Origin of the sequence: Caulobacter sp. (genome assembly GCF_035254145.1) — a bacterium.
In the GTDB taxonomy this organism is placed as follows: Bacteria; Pseudomonadota; Alphaproteobacteria; order Caulobacterales; family Caulobacteraceae; genus Caulobacter.
In genome coordinates this window covers 1-21,446 of sequence record NZ_DATFAV010000187.1, presented here as the reverse complement: position 1 = coordinate 21,446, position 21,446 = coordinate 1, and the positions used below count along the sequence as shown (strand labels likewise).

23 protein-coding genes are annotated in these 21,446 nt (G+C 68.5%); 11 read left to right on the top strand and 12 right to left on the bottom strand.

Annotated elements, in window-relative coordinates:
- The coding region (locus tag VJ655_RS11395) for an aldehyde dehydrogenase family protein (RefSeq protein ID WP_324111177.1) at positions 1–672 on the top strand (672 nt) is incomplete at its 5' end.
- 22 nt (positions 673–694) lie between these two features.
- On the top strand, positions 695–1,669 hold the full coding sequence (locus VJ655_RS11390) for a M15 family metallopeptidase (RefSeq protein WP_324111176.1): 975 nt from the start codon (positions 695–697) through the stop codon (positions 1,667–1,669).
- Between the two features lie 90 nt (positions 1,670–1,759).
- On the opposite strand, the gene VJ655_RS11385 is transcribed toward VJ655_RS11390, so the two are convergent.
- The 5 genes from VJ655_RS11385 to VJ655_RS11365 all read right to left on the bottom strand — a co-directional run bounded on the left by VJ655_RS11385 (position 1,760) and on the right by VJ655_RS11365 (position 5,647).
- Positions 1,760–2,497 (bottom strand): DUF72 domain-containing protein, encoded by a 738-nt coding sequence (locus VJ655_RS11385; RefSeq protein WP_324111175.1) that lies wholly within the window; start codon positions 2,495–2,497, stop codon positions 1,760–1,762.
- A gap of 30 nt (positions 2,498–2,527) precedes the next feature.
- On the bottom strand, positions 2,528–3,253 hold the full coding sequence (locus VJ655_RS11380; RefSeq protein ID WP_324111174.1) for an endonuclease III: 726 nt from the start codon (positions 3,251–3,253) through the stop codon (positions 2,528–2,530).
- A gap of 182 nt (positions 3,254–3,435) precedes the next feature.
- Positions 3,436–3,999 (bottom strand): NUDIX hydrolase, encoded by a 564-nt coding sequence (locus VJ655_RS11375; protein WP_324111173.1) that lies wholly within the window; start codon positions 3,997–3,999, stop codon positions 3,436–3,438.
- Positions 3,996–4,997, bottom strand: coding sequence for an anion permease (locus VJ655_RS11370; protein ID WP_324111172.1), 1,002 nt, complete (start codon positions 4,995–4,997; stop codon positions 3,996–3,998). Before VJ655_RS11370 ends, VJ655_RS11375 begins: the two co-directional genes overlap by 4 nt.
- Positions 4,998–5,002: 5 nt before the next feature.
- Positions 5,003–5,647: a DUF47 domain-containing protein gene (locus VJ655_RS11365; RefSeq protein WP_324111171.1), complete on the bottom strand. Its 645-nt coding sequence runs from the start codon at positions 5,645–5,647 to the stop codon at positions 5,003–5,005.
- Between the two features lie 175 nt (positions 5,648–5,822).
- Here VJ655_RS11365 and VJ655_RS11360 point away from each other — a divergent pair, with 175 nt between their 5' ends.
- From VJ655_RS11360 to upp, 3 genes are read left to right on the top strand one after another with little or no spacing between them, the layout of a single operon-like run.
- Positions 5,823–6,287 carry a (2Fe-2S)-binding protein gene (locus VJ655_RS11360; protein WP_324111170.1) on the top strand — a complete coding sequence of 155 codons (465 nt, stop codon included), beginning with the start codon at positions 5,823–5,825 and terminating at the stop codon, positions 6,285–6,287.
- A 2-nt stretch (positions 6,288–6,289) separates the two neighbouring features.
- Positions 6,290–8,464, top strand: a complete 2,175-nt coding sequence (locus tag VJ655_RS11355; protein ID WP_324111169.1) for a xanthine dehydrogenase family protein molybdopterin-binding subunit — start codon at positions 6,290–6,292, stop codon at positions 8,462–8,464.
- Between the two features lie 54 nt (positions 8,465–8,518).
- Entirely contained in the window at positions 8,519–9,148 is a 630-nt protein-coding gene (gene upp / locus VJ655_RS11350) for a uracil phosphoribosyltransferase (protein WP_324111168.1), read from the top strand.
- A gap of 15 nt (positions 9,149–9,163) precedes the next feature.
- Here upp and VJ655_RS11345 read toward each other — a convergent pair whose 3' ends face one another.
- Both VJ655_RS11345 and VJ655_RS11340 read right to left on the bottom strand, forming a co-directional pair.
- Positions 9,164–9,397: a CsbD family protein gene (locus VJ655_RS11345; RefSeq protein WP_324111167.1), complete on the bottom strand. Its 234-nt coding sequence runs from the start codon at positions 9,395–9,397 to the stop codon at positions 9,164–9,166.
- Positions 9,398–9,455: 58 nt separating this feature from the next.
- Complete coding sequence (locus VJ655_RS11340; RefSeq protein ID WP_324111166.1) at positions 9,456–10,373, bottom strand: 5'-methylthioadenosine/S-adenosylhomocysteine nucleosidase; 918 nt, start codon at positions 10,371–10,373, stop codon at positions 9,456–9,458.
- Positions 10,374–10,525: 152 nt separating this feature from the next.
- Between VJ655_RS11340 and VJ655_RS11335 the strand changes: the two genes are divergently transcribed.
- Positions 10,526–12,562 (top strand): ATP-binding protein, encoded by a 2,037-nt coding sequence (locus VJ655_RS11335; protein WP_324111165.1) that lies wholly within the window; start codon positions 10,526–10,528, stop codon positions 12,560–12,562.
- Positions 12,563–12,572: 10 nt separating this feature from the next.
- On the opposite strand, the gene VJ655_RS11330 is transcribed toward VJ655_RS11335, so the two are convergent.
- The 4 genes from VJ655_RS11330 to VJ655_RS11315 are packed head-to-tail and all read right to left on the bottom strand — an operon-like array spanning position 12,573 to position 15,512.
- Positions 12,573–13,850, bottom strand: coding sequence for an amidohydrolase family protein (locus VJ655_RS11330; protein WP_324111164.1), 1,278 nt, complete (start codon positions 13,848–13,850; stop codon positions 12,573–12,575).
- 44 nt (positions 13,851–13,894) lie between these two features.
- Complete coding sequence (locus VJ655_RS11325) at positions 13,895–14,332, bottom strand: acetyltransferase (protein WP_324111163.1); 438 nt, start codon at positions 14,330–14,332, stop codon at positions 13,895–13,897.
- An 11-nt stretch (positions 14,333–14,343) separates the two neighbouring features.
- On the bottom strand, positions 14,344–15,300 hold the full coding sequence (locus VJ655_RS11320; RefSeq protein WP_324111162.1) for a KpsF/GutQ family sugar-phosphate isomerase: 957 nt from the start codon (positions 15,298–15,300) through the stop codon (positions 14,344–14,346).
- The gene (locus VJ655_RS11315; protein WP_324111178.1) at positions 15,297–15,512 is read right to left on the bottom strand and encodes a hypothetical protein; all 216 of its coding nucleotides are present in this window, start codon (positions 15,510–15,512) and stop codon (positions 15,297–15,299) included. Before VJ655_RS11315 ends, VJ655_RS11320 begins: the two co-directional genes overlap by 4 nt.
- Positions 15,513–15,653: 141 nt before the next feature.
- On the opposite strand from VJ655_RS11315, the gene gpmA reads away from it, so the two are divergent.
- From gpmA to VJ655_RS11300, 3 genes are all read left to right on the top strand, one after another.
- On the top strand, positions 15,654–16,367 hold the full coding sequence (gene gpmA / locus VJ655_RS11310; RefSeq protein ID WP_324111161.1) for a 2,3-diphosphoglycerate-dependent phosphoglycerate mutase: 714 nt from the start codon (positions 15,654–15,656) through the stop codon (positions 16,365–16,367).
- 82 nt (positions 16,368–16,449) lie between these two features.
- Positions 16,450–17,709 (top strand): pentapeptide repeat-containing protein, encoded by a 1,260-nt coding sequence (locus tag VJ655_RS11305; RefSeq protein WP_324111160.1) that lies wholly within the window; start codon positions 16,450–16,452, stop codon positions 17,707–17,709.
- 107 nt (positions 17,710–17,816) lie between these two features.
- Positions 17,817–19,082, top strand: a complete 1,266-nt coding sequence (locus VJ655_RS11300) for a pentapeptide repeat-containing protein (protein ID WP_324111159.1) — start codon at positions 17,817–17,819, stop codon at positions 19,080–19,082.
- Positions 19,083–19,169: 87 nt separating this feature from the next.
- Here VJ655_RS11300 and VJ655_RS11295 read toward each other — a convergent pair whose 3' ends face one another.
- Positions 19,170–19,625: an Hsp20 family protein gene (locus VJ655_RS11295; RefSeq protein ID WP_324111158.1), complete on the bottom strand. Its 456-nt coding sequence runs from the start codon at positions 19,623–19,625 to the stop codon at positions 19,170–19,172.
- A 234-nt stretch (positions 19,626–19,859) separates the two neighbouring features.
- Between VJ655_RS11295 and VJ655_RS11290 the strand changes: the two genes are divergently transcribed.
- Both VJ655_RS11290 and VJ655_RS11285 read left to right on the top strand, forming a co-directional pair.
- Positions 19,860–20,702, top strand: a complete 843-nt coding sequence (locus VJ655_RS11290; protein WP_324111157.1) for a methyltransferase — start codon at positions 19,860–19,862, stop codon at positions 20,700–20,702.
- Between the two features lie 56 nt (positions 20,703–20,758).
- On the top strand, positions 20,759–21,446 hold a 688-nt coding region (locus VJ655_RS11285), incomplete at its 3' end, for a methyltransferase (RefSeq protein ID WP_324111156.1).

Below are 21,446 nucleotides of genomic sequence, written 5' to 3'. Positions count from 1 at the left end.
TCCGCGGGCGAGCGGTGCATGGCCCTGCCGGTGGTCGTCCCCGTCGGCCAGAAGACCGCCGACGAACTGCGCGAGCGGATGGTCGCCGAGATCGGGACGCTGAAGGTCGGCGTCTCCACCGACACCGACGCCCATTACGGCCCGGTGGTCAGCGCCCAGCATCGCGCCAAGATCGCCGACTACATCCGCATCGGCCAGGAAGAGGGCGCCGAGCTGGTGGTCGACGGCCGCGACTTCCAGCTGCAGGGCTTCGAGAAGGGCTTCTTCATCGGCCCGTCGCTGTTCGACGGCGTCAAGAAGGGCATGAAGACCTATCACGAGGAGATCTTCGGCCCGGTGCTGCAGATGGTGCGCGCCGAGAGCTTCGAAGAGGCCATGGCCCTGCCGTCCGAGCATCAGTACGGCAACGGCGTCGCCATCTTCACCCGCAACGGCCGCGCCGCGCGCGAGTTCGCTTCGCGCGTGAACGTCGGCATGGTGGGGATCAATGTGCCGATCCCGGTGCCGGTCGCCTATCACACCTTCGGCGGCTGGAAGCGCTCGGCGTTCGGCGACACCAACCAGCACGGCGTCGAGGGCGTGAAATTCTACACCAAGGTCAAGACGGTGACCGCCCGCTGGCCGGAAGGCGAGTCGGGCGACTCAAGCTTCGTCATTCCGACGATGAAGTGACCTGAGAAGGGGCGGGGCGGCGATGGACGGTCTGGTTCGGCGATCTTTCTTGGCGCTTGGCGTCGCCGCCTTCGCCGCGCCCGTCGCCTTCGCCCGGACCCCGGCCGAGTGGGCCGCGATCGGCCAGTATGGCGACAAGGCCGCGCCGCTGACGGTGTTCGAGAAGGACGGCGTGCTCCATATCGACGGGGTAGGCCACGCCTCGACGAGGCTGACGCCGACGGGCCGTGGCCGCTACGCGATCGCCGGCGGTGGCGAGCTGATCCTCGAGCCCGGCGCTGTGCGGTTGAGCGGCGCGCGCCTGGCCTTCCACGACTTCGGCGCTGAGACGCAGGCCGCCATCCGCGCCGGCGTCCGGGCCGACCCCGAGGCGTTGCGTCGCCAAGCCCTGGCCGCCACGCCGCCGGTCGAGACGGGCGAACTCCTGCCCGCCGACCTCGTCGATCTGACGACCGTTGATCCGCGTATCAAGCTCGACATCCGCTATGCGGGTTCGAACAACTTCATGGGCGTTCCGCTCTACGAGCGCGCGGCGGCCTATCTGCAGCGACCGGCGGCCCAGGCGCTGAAGCGCGCGCAGGAGGCCCTGGCCGCGCGGGGCTATGGCCTGATGATCCACGACGCCTATCGCCCGTGGTTCGTCACCTGGATGTTCTGGGAGGCGACGCCTCCGGACGCCCACATGTTCGTCGCCGATCCGGCCAAGGGTTCGCGTCACAACCGCGGCTGCGCGGTGGACCTGACGCTGTACGACCTGAAGACCGGGAAGGTCGTCGAGATGCCCAGTCGCTATGACGAATTCTCCGGCCGCGCCTATGCGGACTTCGTGGGCGGGACGACACGACAGCGGGCGCTTCGGACCGTTCTGCGAGACGCCATGACCGCCGAAGGCTTCGAGGTCTATCCCGAGGAGTGGTGGCATTTCGACTTCAAGGACTGGCGGCGCTACCCGATCGGAACGCGGACGTTCACGGAACTGGCGGGCGATCAGGCATAGTGATCCTCGTCATCCCGGAAGCGCGAAGCGCTATCCGGGACCCAGGGGCGGCGGCAGCGCGGCGGCCCTGGGTCCCGGCTCTTCGCTACGCTACGGCCGGGATGACGAGTGAACTTTGAAGCACTTGTCAGTCGCCAACGCATTCCAGGTCGCCGCGCCGAAGCGGGTGTTGTCGAAGACGCACCAGGTCTCGGCGGTGTTAGCCTCTTCGGCTAGCTGGCCGGCCAGCGCGTCCAGAACCTCGGGCTCATAGGCGCTGGCGTACATGACCGGCGAGCCGTGCAGGCGGTGGTAGGCCAAACCTCGCCAGCCGCCGGGCTCCGCAGCAAGAGGAACGACCGCCGGATCGGCGGCGACGCGAGCGATGCGATGGGCCGCCAGCAGATCGTCGGGCGCGGCCTCGAACCAGCTGGCGTGACGCGGCTCCAGCACGGTGGGCGCATCGGTACGACCGCGCCAGGTCTCCAGGAACGCTCCGACCCGCTCGGCCTCGAACGCCAGGCTGGGCGGCAGCTGGATCAGCAGCGGCCCGCGCTTGCCGCCCAGGCCGTCCGTGTCGTCGAGGAACCGCGCCAGCAGGTCTTCGACGCCGACTAATCTGCGCTCATGCGTGATCGCCTGCGGAACCTTGACCGCGAACCGGAAGTCCTCCGGCGTCGAGGCCGCCCAGCGCTCGTAGGTCTTGCGCTGGTGGGGACGATAGAAGGACGTGTTGATCTCGACAGCGTTCAGCCGCGCGGCGTAACGTTCGAGCACCGTCCCCTCGGCGGGAAAGGCCTCGCCCGCGCGATACAAGCTCCAGCCGGCCGTGCCGATGCGGATGGTCATAGCTCATCAGCGCACGACTTGATGACGGGTTCAGCCTCGCGGCCGCCAGGCCAGCACGTCCGCGCTGTGACCGACGCCGACCTTGGCGCACATGGCCTTGACCGGACAGGCGCCGCACTTGGGCCCCTCGTGCGGGCACAGCATCTGGCCCAGGCCGCGCTTCATCAGCCAGTGCAGTTCGAACAGGTCGTCAGCGGTCCAAGTGTCCGGCGCCAGGCCCATCAGCGTGTGATAGGCCTGGGTCGCATCGCCCGCGCCGATCAAGCTGATGCGCTTGGCCACTCGCAGCACATGGGTGTCGACCACCAGGGCCCGCATGGCCAGGTCGCTGAAGTTCAGCACGCAGGCGGCCACCTTGACGCCCACGCCGGGCAGGGCCTGCAACTCCCAGCGCGCCTGATCGACGTCCAGGCCCTTCAGGTGATTCAGCGAGAGCCAGCCAACCTTCTCCTCGATCATTCGCAGGGCGGTGGTCAGGTGGCGGGCCCTGTCCTCCGGGAAGGTGACGTCCTGGATGATCCGCGCGACAGCGGCGACCGGCGCGCGGGCCAGGTTCTCCCAGCAGCTGAACTCGGCCCGCAGGCGCAGGAAGGCGTTCCAGGAGACAGCGTCCAGCGTACGGCCGCTGATCGACGACTTCACCAGTTGCGAGATCGGATCCATGCGGGTGACCGGCCGCTGGGGGCCGAACTCGCACAACAAGGCGTCACGAACGCTCTCCAGAGGAGACCGGGCGAGGGCTAGGGACAGCTGCATGGGGCGTCACCGGGCGAGAACATAATGGGAACATTATGCGCGGGGCGCGAGGTTGTCCACAGGGCTGGCGTCTATTTCGCGACCTTATTTCCCGTCATCCCGGCCGAAGCGAAGCGGAGAGGCGGGACCCAGGGGTGACGAGGTCTTTTGCCGACGCGCTAACGAGTTTCCAAAAGGTCTCCCTACCGCCCGTACCGCCCCCAGAGCGCCGTGATCCGGCGGCGCAGGCGCTGGAAGGTCACGCGCCCTGGCGTGGGGGCGGGCGTGGGGAGAGGATGGTCCTCTTCCGAAAGCTCCACGCCCGCGAAACGAGCGATCAGGTCCCGCAGATCGGGTTCCTGCACGGCGAGCGCCGCCTCGACGGGCGTCATCCATCGCAGGGTGCGTTGGCCCTGTTCGGGCCAGCTCGCGTGCTCGCCGGTCACCTGCATGGGGTAGACGTCGACCTTGACCAGCTTGGCCGCGCCGCTTTTCAGGCGCTTGAGGTACTCGTATTCGCCGGCGGGGGCCTGGGCGATCACCCCATCCATGCCCGCTTCCTCGTAGGCCTCCTGGGCGGCGGCGGCGAAGTCCGATTTACCCTTCATCGGCCAGCCCTTGGGGATGACCCAGCGGCGGGTTTCGCGGGAGGAGACCAGCAGGATGCGCATGTCGGGGCCCTCGCCCCGCCAGGGCAGGGCGGCGACCTGGCGGCGCTTGCCGCCGGACTTGCGGCCAGCCTGCTTGTTGCCTGCCCTGGTCGTCACTTCATCCAGAATCCGAGGTAATAGAACCCCGCCGCCGTCAGGGCCGCCGCCGGCAAGGTGACGATCCAGGCGACGACGATGTCCTTGGCCACGCCCCAGCGCACCGCCGAGACCCGGCGCGAAGCGCCGACGCCGACAATAGCGCCTGTGATCGTGTGAGTCGTCGAGACCGGAATCCCCAGATGGGTGAAGAAGAAGAGGGTGATGGCCCCGCCCGTCTCGGCGCAGAAGCCCTGCATCGGCGTCAGGCGGGTGATCTTGCTGCCCATGGTGTGGACGATGCGCCAGCCGCCGAACAGCGTGCCCAGCGCCATGGCCGTCTGGCAGGAGAGAATCACCCACAGCGGGATGTGGCCCGCCTGATTGGTGGCCCCGTGGGCGAACAGCAGGGCCGCGATGATGCCCATGGTCTTCTGGGCGTCATTGCCGCCGTGGCCCAGGCTGTAGGCCGCCGCGGAGATGAACTGCAACTTGCGAAACACCCTGTCGGCGAAGAACGGTGAGCTCTTCAGGAACGTCCACGAGACGATCAGCACCAGAAGCAGGGCCAGGAAAAAGCCCAGGGTGGGCGAGACCACGATGGCCGCGGCGGTCTTGGACAGGCCCGCCCACTGGATAGCGCCGATACCGCCGACCTTGGCGATGGCCGCGCCCACGAGGCCGCCGATCAGGGCGTGCGAGCTGGACGAGGGGATACCGGCCCACCAGGTCAGCAGGTTCCAGCTGATCGCCCCGCCCAGCGCGCCGAAGATCAGGCGGTCGCTGACGATGTGCGGATCGATGATCCCCGAGCCGACCATCTTGGCCACGCCCGTGCCGAAGAACATGAAGGCGATGAAGTTGAAGAATGCCGCCCACAGCACGGCCCAGCGGGCCGACAGCACGCGCGTGGAGACGATCGTGGCGATCGAGTTGGCGGCGTCGTGCAGGCCGTTCAGGAAGTCAAACGCCAGGGCGACGACGACCAGGAAGCCGAGGATCAGGAGCGTCGGGTTCACGGGGCTCAGACCTGCTCGACGACGATGCTGCTGATGCGATTGGCGACGTCCTCGAAGCGGTCCATGACCTTCTCGAGGTGGCTGTAGATGTCGATGCCGACGATGAAGGTCATCGGATCGCCGGTGCGGTGGGCCAGGAACAGGTCCTTGCGGCCCTGGTCGTACATGTGGTCCGACTGTTCCTCGATCTCGCGGATCCGCACCGAGATCTCGCCCAGCTTGTGGGCGTTCTGGCGCATCTTCGGCAGCAGGGCGATAGCTTCCTCGGTCAGCTTGGCGGCCTCGACGATGATGCCGGCCATTTGCCGCATCTGCGGCTCGAAGGTCCTGACCTCGAACAGGCTGACGACCTTGGCGGTCTTGCGCATCTGGTCGATGGCGTCGTCCAGCGAGGTGGTCAGATCCTGGATGTCGCTGCGGTCGAACGGCGTGATGAAGCTGCGGCGCACGGCGACCATCACCTGGCGGGTGACCTCGTCGGCCTCTTCCTCGTGCTGGTAGACGCGGGCGCTGGCGGCCTCGACCGCCTCGCCCCCTTCGGTCATGTCGCGCAGGGCCACGGCGCCGGCGACCAGCGTGCGGGCGTGGGCGGAAAACAGGTCGAAGAAGGCGTCTTCCTTCGGCATGACGGCCTTGAACAAGCCCAGCATGGTGTCGGTCTTTCGTTGCGAGATTGCGGTCGTCCGTGGACGGATCGCCGCGCGGGGCACCCGAACCACGGAAGGATTTGGCCGTCAAATCCTATCTGTGAAAGTTATATGACGGCGCTCGCGCAAGCGGCGACGTTAGGGCAGGATCGCTCAACCGGAAGAACGGGAGTGCGGCATGGCGTTCACGCTGACCATCAATGGCGAAACCAGGACGGCGGACGTCGACGGCGACACCCCGCTGCTATGGGTGTTGCGCGACACCCTGGGCCTGGTCGGCGCCAAGTTCGGCTGCGGCGCGGCGCTGTGCGGCGCCTGCACGGTGCACCTGGACGGCGCCCCCGTCCGCGCCTGCATCACCCCGGTCAGCCGCGTGGGCAAGAAGGCGGTGACCACCATCGAAGGCGTCGGCAAGACGCCGGTGGGCGCCAAGGTGCAGGAGGCCTGGAAGGCGGTCGACACGCCCCAGTGCGGCTATTGCCAGGCCGGCCAGATCATGTCGGCCACGGCCCTGCTGACCGCGACGCCCAAGCCCACCGACGATGAGATCGACGCGGCGATGAACGGCAACCTGTGCCGCTGCGCGACCTACATCCGCATCAAGAAGGCGATCAAGGTCGCCGCCGGTCTGGAGAAGGCGTGATCATGGACGGCGAGATCCTGCGCGACCCGACCCGTCGCTTCGTCCTCCAGAGCGGCGCCGCCGCCGGTGGCGGACTGCTGCTCAGCTTCACCATCGCCGCCGAGGGCCGCGCGGCCGGCGACACCCGGGTCAACGCCTATGTCCGCATCGCGCCGGACGGCGGGGTCACCATCGCCTCGAAGATCCCGGAGGTGGGGCAGGGGATCAAGACCTCGCTGCCGATGTTGATCGCCGAGGAACTGGACGTCGACTGGTCGGCGGTGACCGTCGAGCAGGCCATCGCCGACAGCAAGATCTACGGCCGCCAGGTGGCGGGCGGCAGCATGGCCACGACGCTGGAATATGACGGCCTGCGCCGGGTCGGCGCCACGGTCCGGGCGCTGCTGATCCAGTCCGCCGCCGCGCGCTGGAGCGTTCCGGCCGATGGCCTCTCGACCGAACCGGGCTTCGTCGTCCACGCCGCCAGCAAGCGCCGCGCCGCCTATGGCGAGCTGGCGAGCGATGCGGCCAAACTGACGCCGCCCGATCCCAAGAGCCTGACCCTGAAGGACCCCAAGGCCTTCCGGATCATCGGCCAGAGCCACAAGAGCCAGAACCTCGACGCCATCACCACGGGGGCTCCGACCTTTGGCATCGACGTGCGCTTGCCAGGCATGGTCTACGCCGCCCTCGCCAAGGCCCCGACCTATGGCGCCAAGGTCGCCAGCGTCGATCTGGCGCCGGCCAAGGCGGTCAAGGGCGTGCGCGAGGCCTTCGTCATCGAGGGCGGGACCAACCTACAGAGCATCGTCCCCGGCGTGGCCGTGGTCGCCGACAACTGGTGGGCCGCGCGCAAGGGCCGCGACGCGCTCGACATCAAGTGGGCCGAGCACCCGACCGCCGCCCAGAGCACGGCGAGCTTCGCGGCCAAGGCCGCCGAACTGGCCAAGGCCCCGCCGCACCGCACCGCCTATAATGACGGCGACGTCGACGCGGCGCTGAAGGGCGCGGCCAAGACGGTCAGCGCCGCCTACAGCTATCCGTTCCTGGCCCACGCGCCGATGGAGCCGCAGAATTGCACGGCCCAGGTCAAGGACGGCAAGGTGGAGATCTGGGCCCCGACCCAGAACCCCGAGGCTGGCCGGGCCCTGGTCGCCAAGGCGCTGAACATAGACCCGTCGGCCATCACCATCCACCTGATCCGGTGCGGCGGCGGTTTTGGCCGGCGACTTATGAACGACTACATGGTCGAGGCGGCGGTGATCGCGTCCAAGCTCGACGCCCCGGTCAAGCTGGTCTGGACCCGCGAGGACGATCTTCAGCACGACTTCTATCGTCCGGCCGGCTGGCACAACCTGACCGCCGGCCTCGACGCCAACGGCGCCCTGGTCGCTTGGAAGGACCACTTCGTCACTTTCGGCGAGGGCGAGACCTTCAACACCTCGGCCGGCATGAACTCGACCCAGTTCCCGTGCCGGGCGGTGGCCAATTATCGCCACGACATCTCGGTCATGCCGCTGGGCTTTCCGACCGGATACCTGCGCGCGCCGGGCAACAACGCCTTCGGCTTCGTGATCCAGAGCTTCACCGACGAGCTGGCCCTGGCGGCGGGCAAGGATCCGGTCGCCTTCCGCCGAGAACTGCTGGGCGAGCCGCGACTCTTAGGCGAGGCGGGCAAGTCCGACAGCTTCGACACCGGACGGATGCGCGGGGTCCTGGATCTGGCCGCGGAGATGTCGGGCTGGGGCCGCAAGGTCCCGAAGGGTACCGGCCTGGGCGTGGCCTGCCACTTCAGTCATCTGGGCTATGTGGCGGTGGTGATGCAGGTCACCGTCAAGGACGGCGCGCCGAAGGTCGACAAGGCCTGGGCGGCCGTTGATTGCGGCCGCCAGATCGTCAATCCCAAGGGCGCCGAGCAGCAGGTGCAGGGCTCGGTCCTCGACGCGATCGGCAGCGCCCTGCGCCAGGCCGTGACCTTCGAGAACGGCGCCGCCACGGCCGGCAATTTCGGCGACTTCCCGCTGCTGAGGATGTCCGAGGCTCCGCCGGTCGAGGTTCGCTTCAAGCTGTCGGATAACAACCCCACCGGCCTGGGCGAACCGGCCTATCCGCCGACGCCCGCGGCGCTGTGCAACGCCATCTTCGCCGCCACGGGAAAGCGCATTCGCAGCTTGCCGATCGGCGATCAACTGGCCTGAAATCCGGGCCTCGTGCTAGGAGCGGGAAGCCCACGTTCCTAGCCGAGCCGCGCCATGTCCCAGGTCACCGTCGTCAATCACCCGCTCGTCCAGCACAAGCTGACCCGGATGCGGGACAAGGCGACCTCGACCAAGACCTTCCGCGCCCTGATGCGCGAGACGGCGACGCTGCTCTGCTACGAGGTCACGCGCGACCTGCCGATGGACGAGGTCCGGATCGAGACCCCGGTCGCTCCGGCCACGGCCTATGAGATCGCCGGCAAGAAGCTGGTTTTCGCCCCGATCCTGCGCGCGGGCCTTGGCATGTGCGAGGGGATGCTGGATCTCGTCCCGTCGGCCCGGGTGGCGCACATCGGCCTCTACCGCGACCACGAGACGCTCGAGGCCATCGAGTACTATTTCAAGGCCCCGGAAGACATCTCCGGCCGCCTGGTCATCGTGGTCGATCCCATGCTGGCCACCGGCCACTCGGCCATCGCCGCCATCTCGCGCCTCAAACACTACGGCGTCACCAACCTGCGCTTCGTGTGCCTGCTAGCCGCGCAAGTCGGCGTCGACACCCTGCGCGAGGCCCATCCCGACGTGCCGATCTGGACGGCGGCGATCGACGCCCAGCTGAACGAGCACGGCTACATCGTGCCTGGGCTCGGGGATGCGGGGGATCGGACGTTCGGGACGCGATAGCGACGCAGGCAGCGGCTATTTCTTGGTGTCCTTGACCGCGTCCTTCAGATCGCCCTGTTTGACGTTGCCGGCGACCTTGTCCTTTTTGCCTTCGCTCTTCAGGTCGTCGTCGCCTACGACCTTGCCAACGCCGGACTCGACCTTGCCCACCGTCTCCTGCTTGCGACCGGCTTCCTTGTCGCAGGCGGCCAGCGTGGTGAGCGCGATCATCGAGGCCAGGGCCAGGGCGAGGGGGCGTTGCAGGATCATGGTCGAAACTCCGAGTTGCTCAGCTTGAACGCAAACGGAGCCGCAACGATCCGGCGTCCTAGTTCGCCAGCGCCCTGACGAACGCCTTCACCACCGTCGCCGAGTTGTCCGAGGCCAGGGCCATGAAGGTGTGCATCTCGTTGGCGCCCGCGCCGCCGCCGGCCAGGTCCGACAGGCTGCGGAAGGCGATGAACGGGGTCTTGTTGACCAGGGCCACATGGGCGACGGCGGCGCTCTCCATGTCGACCAGACGGGCCTCGAACGCCGAGCGCAGGTATTTGCGATAGTCGGCGTTGTCGAGGAAGACGGGCGCGGAGACGCCGTGGCCGCCGACCACCACCTTGGGCGGATGGACCAGGCACTTGTCGGCGTCACAGCGCCGCAGGGCGACCTGGCCGGCGACCTTGCGAGCGGTCTCCAGCAGCGCCGGATCGGACGGGAACCAGACGCGGGCCGGCCTGGCTAGATCCGCGCCCGGCAGCAGGACGCCGCGCGGATAGATCATGCCGAAGTTGGGCAAGGTGCTGTTGCGGATGCTGGGCGAGACGTCGAAGCCTTTGTCGGTCTCGCGGGCGAACGCGCTTTCCAGGTTCTGGGCCCACTGGTCGGCGACCACCACATCGCCGATGTCCAGGGTTTCGTCGACGCCGCCGGCTATGCCCGAGAACACGATGCGGGTGATGTTGAAGTGGTCGAGCGCCATCTGGGTGGTCATGGCCGCATTGACCATCGAGACGCCGCTCAGGAACACGACCACGGGTTTGCCCTCCAGCCGTCCCGTCGTGAAGCGCACGCCGTGAACGTCGATGGTCTCGGCGTCGACGGTGGCCGCGGTCAGCGCGCCGATCTCTGGCGGAAAGGCCGAGATCACCGCCACGCGCGGGGTGTTGTCCAGGCGCTCAAGAAGGGCGGGGGCGGCGAAGGCGGGGGCGGCGAACAGGACCAGGAAGGCCAGGATGAGGGCGGGCAGGCGCATGGCGACTCCTTTGCGGCCGGATCTGCTTACCGGCGCAGGGCGCGCCGCCCAAGCCCCGGTTGGCGCCGTGCGTTCGAACATGTGGCTTTGATCAATGCGCGCGCGCCGTCGTTGATTGCTAAGCCCGACCCGACTTGGCAGTGTAATTCGAAATGCCCGACCGATCAGATCCCATCCGAAGTCCGCGCCGCCTGGAGGAATTCCTGGTCGCGCTCGGCCTGGCGCTGGTGGTCTTCGTCTTGGCCTATGTTTGCATTGAGCTGCCGCGACACCTGGGGCACAGCGCGCCGGTATGGCTGGCCAACGCCTTCATCCTCACCGCCCTCCTGCGAACCGAGACGCGTCGTTGGCCGCTTCTGGTCGCCGCCGGCGGCCTCGCCTGCTGGGCGGCCAGCCTGAGCCTTGGGGTCAAGCCGCTCCTGGCCCTAGGGCTGATGGCGGCGAACATGGCCGAGTACGTCTTTTGCGCCATCGTCCTGCGGCGGATCATCGGGCCGAACATCGCCGTGGGCCGTTCGCGGGACCTCGGACTGCTGGTCCTGGTCGGCTTGTGCGGGACGCTGATCTCGGGGGCGCTGTCGACCGCGGCGTTCGCGCTTCAGGGTTGGGGAGGCCTGCCTCTTCGGGCGACGACCTGGATCCTTGGCAACGCCCTGGGTCTGCTGTCGATGGTCCCGTGCCTGCTGGCGCTGAGCCAGGCGCGAGACCTGCTGGCCGAGCGGCCATTGACGCGACGCGGCTGGCTGGTCCTGGCCGCGCTGGACCTCACCGCCGTCCTGGTGTTCGGCCAAAGCCGATATCCGCTGCTGTTCCTGATCCCACCGGTGCTGGCCTTCGTCGCCTTGGAGCTCGAAGTGCTGGGCGCGGCGGTCGGCGTGGTCATGGTCGGGGCCGTGGCGGTGGTGTTCACGGCCCTGGGCTCGGGACCGGTGGGTCTCGTCACCGGCGACCTGACCGAGCGAGCCCTTTTCCTGCAGCTCTTCCTCGGCGTGGCCATCTTTTCAGCCCTGCCGCTGGCCTCGACCAGCGCCCAGCGCCGCCGACTGAAGGCCGAGGCCGAGGAGGCGGCCCATGTGAAGGCCGAGTTCCTGGCCAATATGAGCCATGAGCTGCGGACGCCGCTGACCGCGGTGCTCGGCTTCACCCAGTTGGTCGAGCGGCAGCCCGAACTCAGCGCCGAAACACGGACCTACGTCCAGCGGGTCGCCAACGCCGGCAAGGCGCTGCGGGCGACCGTCAACGACATTCTCGACTTCTCGAAGCTCGAGGCTGGGCAGGTCGAGATCAAGCCTCAGCCCATGTCCCCGGTCGAACTGACGCGCGAGGTCGCCGAGCTCTTCGCCGCCCAGGCGTGGGACAAGGGCGTCATGCTGCGCGTCGTCAGCCTGACGGGCGTGCCGCCATTGATCCTGGCCGATCCGGGCCGCCTGCGCCAGGTGCTGCTGAACCTGATCGGCAACGCCGTGAAGTTCACCGAGCGCGGGGCGGTCGAGGTCGTCACCGGCTTCGACGCGCAGGAACAGCGCCTGTCCTTCGAGGTCTCCGACACCGGCCCTGGCATGTCGCCGGATCAGACCCGGCGTCTTTTCCAACGTTTCTCGCAGGTCGACGGCGCCTCGACCCGGAAATACGGCGGCACCGGACTTGGCCTGGCGATCTGCAAGGGCCTGGTGGAGGCGATGGGCGGTTGGATCCGTGTCGAGAGCGAGCCGGGCGGCGGGTCGCGCTTTCGGTTCGAGATCCCCGCGACGCCCGCCGAGGCGCGGACCGAGCCTTCCAGGCCGGAAATCCGGCCCGGCCTGCCCGAAGGGTGTCGGGTCCTGGTCGTCGACGACAACACCGCCAACCGGCATCTGGTCCGCGCGATCCTCACCCCGTTCGGCGCGACGCTGACGGAGGCGACCGACGGTGACGAGGCCGTCGCGGCCGCCGAAACCGGCGTCTTCGACATCATCCTGATGGACCTGCGCATGCCGCGGATGGATGGCCGGACCGCGGCCGCCCAAATTCGGGAGGGAGGCGGGAGCAATGCCCGCAAGCCCATCCTGGCCTTCTCCGCCGACGCTTCGGCCTCGACCGCCGACCCGCTGTTCGACGGCCATGTGGCCAAGCCGTTGACGGCCCTGGGCTTGGTCCAGGCCATGGCGGCGGCGATCATCAAGGCGCGGGCGGCGCGGGGCGCGGCGTGAACGCGCCGGTTCAGGGGCGGCGCGCGATCCGGCCGTCCTTGATGACCAGCACCACCGTCCTTGTCGCCTCGATCGACTGGGTGGGATCGCCCGTCACCGCCACGATGTCGGCCAGATAGCCCGGCTTCAGCTGGCCCAGGTCGTTCGAGCGCCCCAGGACCTTGGCGTCGACGGCCGTGGCGGCCAGCAGGGCCTGGGCCGGGGTCAGCCCCTCGCGAACCAGCCAGACCAGCTCGCGGGCGTTGTCGCCGTGCCGGAACACGCCCACGTCGCTGCCCATGCCGATGGTGACGCCAGCCTTCACCGCCAGCTTGAAGGCGCGCTCGGCGTTGCGCATCGCCGCCGTTGGCGGCGTCTTGCCGGCGACATAGCCGCCGAAATAGGTCGAGGTGCTCTCCACCGCCGTCAGGGTCGGAAAGAAGATGACGCCCTTTTCCGCCATCAGCTTGAAAGTCGCCTCCGAGCCGCCGTAGCCGTGTTCGATGGTGTCGACGCCGGCCAGCACCGCCCGGCGCATGCCCTCGTCGCTGGACGCATGGGCCGAGACCGGCCGGCCGCTGGAGTGCGCCGTCTCCACCAGGGCCTTGAGCTCCTCCAGGCTGAAGGTCGGCTGGGTCGAACCGTCAGGGCCGACGCGATAGTCGGCATAGACCTTGATCCAGTCCGCGCCGACGCCGGCCTGCTCGCGCACGGCCTTGATCACCTCGGGGACGCCGCTGGCCTCCTGAGCGCCTTGGGGCAGCTCGGCCTCGGGATTGTAGTTGCGGCGCGCGGGGCCATAGGCGCCGGTCGCCACGATGGCCTTGGTGGCGACAAACAGGCGCGGACCCGGGATCAGGCCTTCGTCGATCGCCTTCTTCAGCGGAACATCGGCCGTCCCGACGCCCTCGGTGCCCAGGTCGCGCAGGGTGGTGAAGCCGGCGTCCAGCGTCGCCTTGGCCTGCACGGCCGCGCGCAAGGTGCGATAGGTCGGGCTCTCCTTCAGCACCTGATCGTCCCACAGCGTCTCGTTGTACGGATGCAGGAAGAGGTGGCTGTGCAGGTCCATCAGGCCCGGGATCACCGTCGCGCCGGGCAACTCGACGATCTCGGCTCCCGTTGCGTCGATCCCCGCGGCGGGGCCGACGGCGGCGATCCTGCCGTCCTTGACCAGGACGCTCCAGCCCTCGTGCGGCGGTCCGGCGTCCTCGGCCGTCCAGACCCTGGCGGGTTTCAGCAGGATCGGCTGGGCGGCGAGGGCGAGGCCGGGCGCCAGGACAAGAGCAAGGGCGGTGAGCAGGCGGAGCATCGGGCGACTCGCGGTTGGACGCGGCCAGCTAAGCCGAAATCGCCTCAGACGCCAAAGCGCAGGTGGATCAGCGGATAGGGGCGGCCCTGGCCGTCGGTCGCCGACCAGCCCGTGCGTTCGAAACCCATGTGCTCGTAGAAGCCGACCGCCTGCGCGTTCTGTTCGTTCACGTCCGTGGTCAGCACGGGATGAACGGCCAGGGCGTAGTCGATCAGCATCCGCCCGACCCCCGCGCCGCGATGTTCGGGATCGATGAACAGCGCCTCCATATGGGCGTCGTCGATCAGCATGAAGCCCACGGCGCGATCGCGGTGGTCGACCGCCACCGTCAGCGGCGCGCCGGGCAGGAAGGCCGCGACCTCTCGACCGATCGCGGCCCGGTCCTCGGGCGACAGGAAATCGTGCGTGGCGTCCACGGCGGCGGCCCAGATCTCGACGACGCGGTCGCCATCCTCGGGGCGGGAAGGGCGGAGCTTGATCATGGCGGCCGAGCCTAGATCACGCCGGCGCGGAGCAGGTCGTGGACGTGCAGGACGCCGACGGGCCGATCGGCGTCCACCACGAAGAGCACGGTGATCCGACGCTCGTTCATGACCTTCAACGCCTCGGCCGCCAGGGCGCTGGGCGTGATCGTCAGCGGGCCGCGGGTCATGACCTCGCCGGCGGTGTGGGTGAGCAGGCCGTCCATGTGCCGGCGCAGGTCGCCGTCGGTGATCAGGCCGGCCAGGCGGCCCTCGTCGTCGACGACGCCGACCGCGCCGAAGCGCTTTTCGCTCATCACCAAGAGGGCGGCGGGCATGGGCGCATCGGCCTGGATCAGCGGCAGCTCGTCCTGACCGTGCATCAGGTCGGCCACGGTGCGCAGCATGGCGCCCAGCTTGCCACCCGGGTGGAAGACCCGGAAGTCGCTGGCCGTGAAGCCCCTGCGTTCCAGCAGGGCCACGGCGATGGCGTCGCCCAGGGCGATCTGCAGGGTGGTCGAGGTGGTCGGAGCGTTGACCTCGGCCGTGGCCTCGGGGGCGTCGGGCAGCAACAGCACCACGTCGCCGCCCCGCCCAAGCTGACTGTCTTCGAAGGCGGTCATGGCGATCAGCGGGATAGAGAAGCGCTTGGCGTAGGCGATCACGTCGGAAAGCTCGCGCGCCTCGCCCGACTTCGACAGCGCCAGGATCACGTCGTCCGGACCGATCATGCCGAGGTCGCCGTGGCTGGCCTCCGCCGGATGGACGAACATCGCCTGGGCCCCGGTCGAGGCCAGGGTGGCGGCGATCTTCCGCGCCACGTGACCGGACTTGCCCATGCCGGTGCAGACGATCCGACCCTTGGCGTTGAACAGGGTCTCGACCGCCTGGACGAAGGCGTCGTCGAGCGATTGCGAGAGGGCGCGCAGGGCGTCGGCCTCGACGCTCAGCACCCGTCGGCCCACGGCGACCGCGTCGAAGGCGCTCATTGGGCGATCTTGCCCGCGGCCTCGACGGCCTTGCGCGCGGCGGCGTCGCGCCGAGCGGCGGCGTCCTTCTCGCGCTGGATCTTGGCCTTCATCTCGGGCGTCTGCTGCACGGGCGTGTGGCCGAACGGCCCCCACGAGCGCTCGCCCTGGCCTTGCGGCCAGACGAGGGAAAAGGCGATCAGCGCGACGGCGATCAGACCCATCAGCGGCATGAAGATGCGATCAGGCATGGCCCGCCTATAGCACGGGCGGCGGCCGGGGGGAGGGGGCGTGAAGCCATCGACGCTTGACGCTGGTCGCCGCTGGCCTTAGCCCGCGCCTGACACAAAGCCCCCGACTTCGAAGGAAGCCCGATGCCGACCCTCGTCCTGCTTCGCCATGGCCAGAGCCAGTGGAACCTGGAAAACCGCTTCACGGGCTGGGTCGACGTCGACCTGACCGCCGAGGGCGAGGCCCAGGCGCGCAAGGGCGGCGAGTTGATCGCGGCGGCGGGCCTGGATATCGACCAGGCGTTCACCTCGGTGCAGACGCGCGCCATCCGCACCTGCAACCTGGCTCTGGATGCGGCCAAGCAGAGCTTCGTGCCGGTGACCAAGGATTGGCGCCTGAACGAGCGTCACTACGGCGGCCTGACCGGACTGAACAAGGCCGAGACGGCCGAGAAGCACGGCGTCGAGCAGGTCACCGTCTGGCGCCGTTCCTACGATATCCCGCCGCCGGAACTGGCCCCGGGCGGCGAGTACGACTTCGCCAAGGACCGCCGTTACAAGGGCGCGGAGCTGCCCTCGACCGAGAGCCTGGCCACCACCCTGGTGCGCGTGCTGCCCTATTGGGAGAGCGACATCGCCCCGCACCTGAAGGCGGGCGAGACCGTGCTGGTCGCGGCCCACGGCAACTCGCTGCGCGCCATCGTCAAGCACCTGTTCCAGGTTCCGAACGACAAGATCGTCGGCGTGGAGATCCCGACCGGCAATCCGCTGGTCATCGACCTGGACGCTCAGCTGAAGCCCACCGGCGCGCGCTATCTGGACGAGAGCCGGGCCGAGGCGCTGCCCCAGGTTGGTTAAGGCGCGGCGGAAGCCGTTGGAAAGATAGCGTTAATGCTGTTCTGGGCATGGTTGCTCCCTCATCTGGGATACCATGCCGATCATGAGCGCTTCAGCGCCCGCCGTTCAGGAGTACAAGCGCCTGACGCAGCATGACGTTGACGTCATCTGCGCCAAGCACGACCGGCTGTGGTCGGCTCGACTGGGCGGGGCCCGCGCGGTCTTCGCTTTCTGCGATATTTCCGGCCTGTCCATGACGGGCCGGAACCTGTGCGACGCCGACTTCACCGGCGCGGTGATGGTCGGCTGCGATCTGCGCAAGACCAAGATGGACAACGCCAACTGCTATGGCGCGGACATGCAGGGCGCGGACCTGACCGACGCTTCGCTGCGCCGGGCCGACCTGCGCGGCTCCAGCCTGCGCGGCGCCAACCTGACCGGCGCGGACATGTTCGAGGCCGATCTGCGCGAGGGCACCATCGCCGCCGCCGACCGCAAGGAAGGCTACAAGGTCATCGAGCTGACCCAGCGCGAGGCCTACGCTATCGGCGCCAACCTCAGCGGCGCCAATCTGGAGCGGTCGCGCCTGTCGGGCATCGTCGCCACCAAGGCCGACTTTAGCGACGCGATCCTTAAAGACGCCAAGCTGGTCCGGGCCAATCTCAAGCAGGCCAACTTCAACGGCGCCAACCTGGCCGGCGCGGATCTCTCGGGCGCCAACCTGGCCGGGGCCGACCTGCGCAATACGGTCCTGGTCGGCGCCAAGACCATGTCCTGGAACGTCAGCCAGACGAACATGGAAGGGGCCCTGACCGACAAGCCGGCGGGCACCAGCATTTCGGACCTGCCCTACGAAGAGATGATCGCCGACCATGCGCGATGGATCGAGACCGGCGGCGCCGAGGGCAAACCCTCGGTCTTCGACAAGGCCGACCTGCGCAATCTGCGCTCGATCCGGGGCTTCAACCTCACGGCGCTCTCGGCCAAGGGGACCGTGTTCTACGGGCTCGACATGGAAGGCGTGCAGATGCAGGGCGCTCAGCTCGAGGGGGCGGACCTGCGGGCCTGCAACCTGCGGCGCGCCGACCTGCGCGGGGCTCGTCTGAAAGGCGCCAAGCTGGCGGGCTCGGACCTGCGCGACGCCCAGTTGAGCCCGCTGCTGATCACCGCCGATCGCGTTTTGCCGTGCGATCTGACCGGGGCCATCCTGGCGAACGCCGACCTGGCTCGCGCCGATCTGCGCCAAGCTCGGATGGCGGGGGCGGACGTCTCGCGCGCCAATTTCACCGGCGCGCAATTGCGCGAGGTCGACCTGACCGGCGCCATCCGTCTGGGCGCTCGCGGTCTCGACGACGTTCTCTGAGCGAACGCGAAAATTTCGCGACAATTGGTCGCGGGCTTAACGGTTCGCTCTCCCAACCTCGGTACGGTCCCCGGAACTTATAAAGACCAAGACGGGGACCCATCGTTATGAACGCCGCGCCAAGCGTGGCCGGGCGGCGACGCCTGAGCCAAGCCGAGCTCGATATGATCGTAACGGCGCACGAGAAATTCGTTACCGGCAAACAGGGCGGCAGGCGCGCTTCGCTTCGCTTCCTGCAGCTGTCGGGCCTAGATCTGTCGTTTCGAAATCTGACCGACGCCGACCTTTCCGCCTCCATTCTCGAAGGCTGCCGGATGGTGCGCGCCAAGCTGGACCGCGCCAACCTGTTCGGCTGCGACCTGCGCAAGTCCGACATGCGCCAGGCCTCGCTGGTGCGCGCCGACCTGCGCGGAGCGTGCCTGCGTGGGGCGAACCTGGCACAGGCCGACCTGACCCAGGCCGACTTCCGCGAAGGCCAGGTCGCCATTCCGCACCCGCGCAAGGGCCTCGACACCCTGCGTCACGAGACGCGCCAGGGCGAGGTCGACGAAGCCAATTTCTCGGGCGCCACGCTCGACGGCTCGCAGTTCACGGGCGTGTCGGCGTTCAAGGCCGACTTCAGCGATTGCTCCCTGCGCGGCGCGAAGCTGTCCGGGGCGAACCTGAAGGAAGCCAACCTGGTTGGGGCCATCCTCGACGGGGCCGACGTCAAGGGCGCTAACCTGGAAGGCGCCAACCTGAACGGCGCGGTGATGGCCGGGGTCGACACCTCGACCGCCCGGGTCGGCGGCGCCAGCATGGCCGGAGCCCTGGGCGCCGTCACGGCCGAGGCCGCCTCCAAGGCGCAGGATTTCTACGAACGTTGCCTGGCCAACCAGCGCTGGTGCCAGACCGGGGGCAAGGAAGGCTCGGCCGCCCGGCTCGACGGCGAGGACCTGCGTCCGCTCGGCGACAGGCTGCGAGGCCTGCGGCTCACCGCCATGAGCGCTCGCGGCGCCTGCATGGTCGGGCTGGATCTGTCCGGCGCCCACCTGCAGGGCGCGAACCTGCAGAACGCCGACCTGCGCACGGCCAATCTGCGCGGCGCGGATCTGCGCGGCGCCAAGCTGACGGGGGCGAACCTGACCAAGGCCGATCTGCGACAGGCCTTCCTGTCGCCGCTGCCCCTGGGTCCCGAACGGCGCACGATCGTCAATCTACAGGGCGCCCGCTTGCGCTACGCCAGTTTTCAGGCGGCCGATCTAGGCGAGGCGGTGCTGGACGGCGCCGACCTGCGCGGCGCGGACCTGACCGGCGCCCAGGTCTCCAGAACCAGCTTCCGCGACGTGGATCTCAGCCAGGTCCAGGGGCTGGACCTGTCGATGCCGGGTTAGCGCCCTTCTCCACGAAAAAGGGCGGCTCATCGCTGCGCCGCCCGAGTTCAGAGGGGATTGGGGGAGACTAGGAACCAAGGCCGCCGGTTAGGCGGCCTTCTCGCCTTCGATCAGCGGCGAGGCGCTCGACTTGATCTCCACGGTCCGGGGCTTGAGGGCCTCGGGTAGTTCGCGCTTCAGCGCGATCGACAGCAGGCCGTTCGAGAGGTCGGCGTCGACCACCACGAGGTAGTCGGTAAGCTGGAACTTGCGCTCGAAGTTGCGCTCGGCCAGGCCGCGATGCAGGTACTGCTTGGCGTCGTCGTTGGCCGCCTTGCGACCGGTGACGGTGAGCAGGTTTTCCTTGACCTCGACGTTCAGCTCTTCCGGCTTGAAGCCCGCCACCGCGATCTCGATGCGGTAGTCGTTCTCGCCGGTGCGTTCGATGTTGTAGGGGGGATAGCCCGAGGTCGCTTCGGGGCGAGACGCGGCGTCCAGCTGGGCGGCCAGGCGGTCAAAGCCGACGAGCGAGCGGTACAGGGGCGAAAGGTCGATCGTACGCATAGGTTCAGATCCTTCTCATCAAGCAAGGTCTTCGAATGTTCGTCCCTTCGGCGACCCGAAATCGGCGTCGCCTGTGGTCCGGAAGGCCCGGGTTTCCAGCGCCTTCATGACTGTAGTTGGTGAGCGGATTTTCCGGTTCAAGAGGGGTCTTGGCCCACAAAACGCGAATCCTTTGACGCGGGGTCGGCGCCGGTTAAGGTCGCCGCGCAACAACCCGCCGAAGGACACCTGCTCATGCCGCTTCGTCGCCACGTCCTGCTGATCGCCGCCGCCTTCAGCCTCGCCGCGCCCGCCGCCTTCGCCTCGACCGACGAGGCTCTCAAGGCCGCCATCGCCTCGCCCACGCGTCCAGCGGGGGACGTCGCCCGCGACGGGGCGCGACATCCCTACGACAGCCTGCTCTTCTGGGGGCTGAAGCCCAAGCAGACCGTGATCGAGATTTCGCCGGGCGGCGGCTACTGGACCGAAATCCTGGCGCCGTACGCCAACGCCACCGGCGGAACCTACGTCGCCGGCGTCGCGGACCTGTCCAATCCCAAGCTCTCCGACGGCGCGCGCAAGGGCCGCGCCGACTTCGAGGCCCGCTTCGCCGACGCCGCCAAGTACGGCAAGCCCCGGTTCGTCAATTTCGGCGCCACGTCGGGCCCCTTGGGCGCGCCCGGTTCGGCCGACCTCGTGCTGACCGCCCGCAACGTCCATAACTGGACCGTTCAGCCCGGCATGGCCGACAAGGTGTTCGCTGACTTCTTCGCCGTGCTGAAGCCGGGCGGCGTGCTGGCGGTCGAGGACCACCGCGCCGATCCGCGCTCGGAAAAGGACGCCGGAGCCGACGGCTATCTGAACACCGCCACCGTGGTGGCGATCGCCGAGAAGGCCGGCTTCAAGCTGGACGCCCAATCAGAGATCAACGCCAACCCCAAGGACACCAAGGACCACCCGTTCGGTGTCTGGACCCTGCCGCCCACGCGCCGCACCGCGCCGGGCGGCCAGCCGGCGAACCCGAACTTCGACCGCGGCAAGTACGAGGCGATCGGTGAAAGCGACCGGATGACCCTACGCTTCCGCAAGCCGGCCTGAGTTTGGTCAAGGTCAGCCGTCACGCTGGAGGTTTCAGCGTGCGTGAAACCGGGGGGATGATGGTTCCAGTTCAGCAATGGTCGCGGCGCGGCGTGCTGGCGGGCGTCGGCGTCCTGGGGCTTTCGGCCTGCGGCGACAAGTCCGCCGCCCGGAAGGACAAGATCGCCGACAAGGCGGGGCCGGACACGATCGAGGCGGCGGTTGCCGGCGACTGGCGCCTGCCCGCCGACCGGGCTCGCGATCCCTGGCGCCATCCCGTCGAAACCCTCAAGTTCTGGGGGCTCAAGCCCGGCCAGACGGTGGTCGAGTTCTGGCCTGGCGCGGGATGGTACACCGATATCCTGGCGCCGTTTCTGGCCGACACGAAAGGCAAGCTCTACGAGGCGCTGCTGGAGACCGGCGACCCGGCCGATCCGGCCGCCGCCGAGATCGTCGAAGCCTATCGCCGCAAGGTCACGGGCCGGAAGAAGATTTATGGCGAGGTGACGTTCACCACCTTCGGGCCGACCAGCGGCTCCGTGGCGCCGGCGGGGTCGGCCGATCTCGTGTTCTTCCTGCGCAACTTGCACAACTGGATGGCCGGCGGCGTCGCCGAGAAGGCGTTCAGGGACGCCCTGGCGGCGCTGAAGCCGGGCGGCGTGCTGGGCGTCGAGGAGCATCGGGGCGAGCCCGGACGCGTGCAGGACGTGCTGGCCGCCGACGGCTATGTCCAGCAGGACTACGTGATCCAGATGGCCAAGGAGG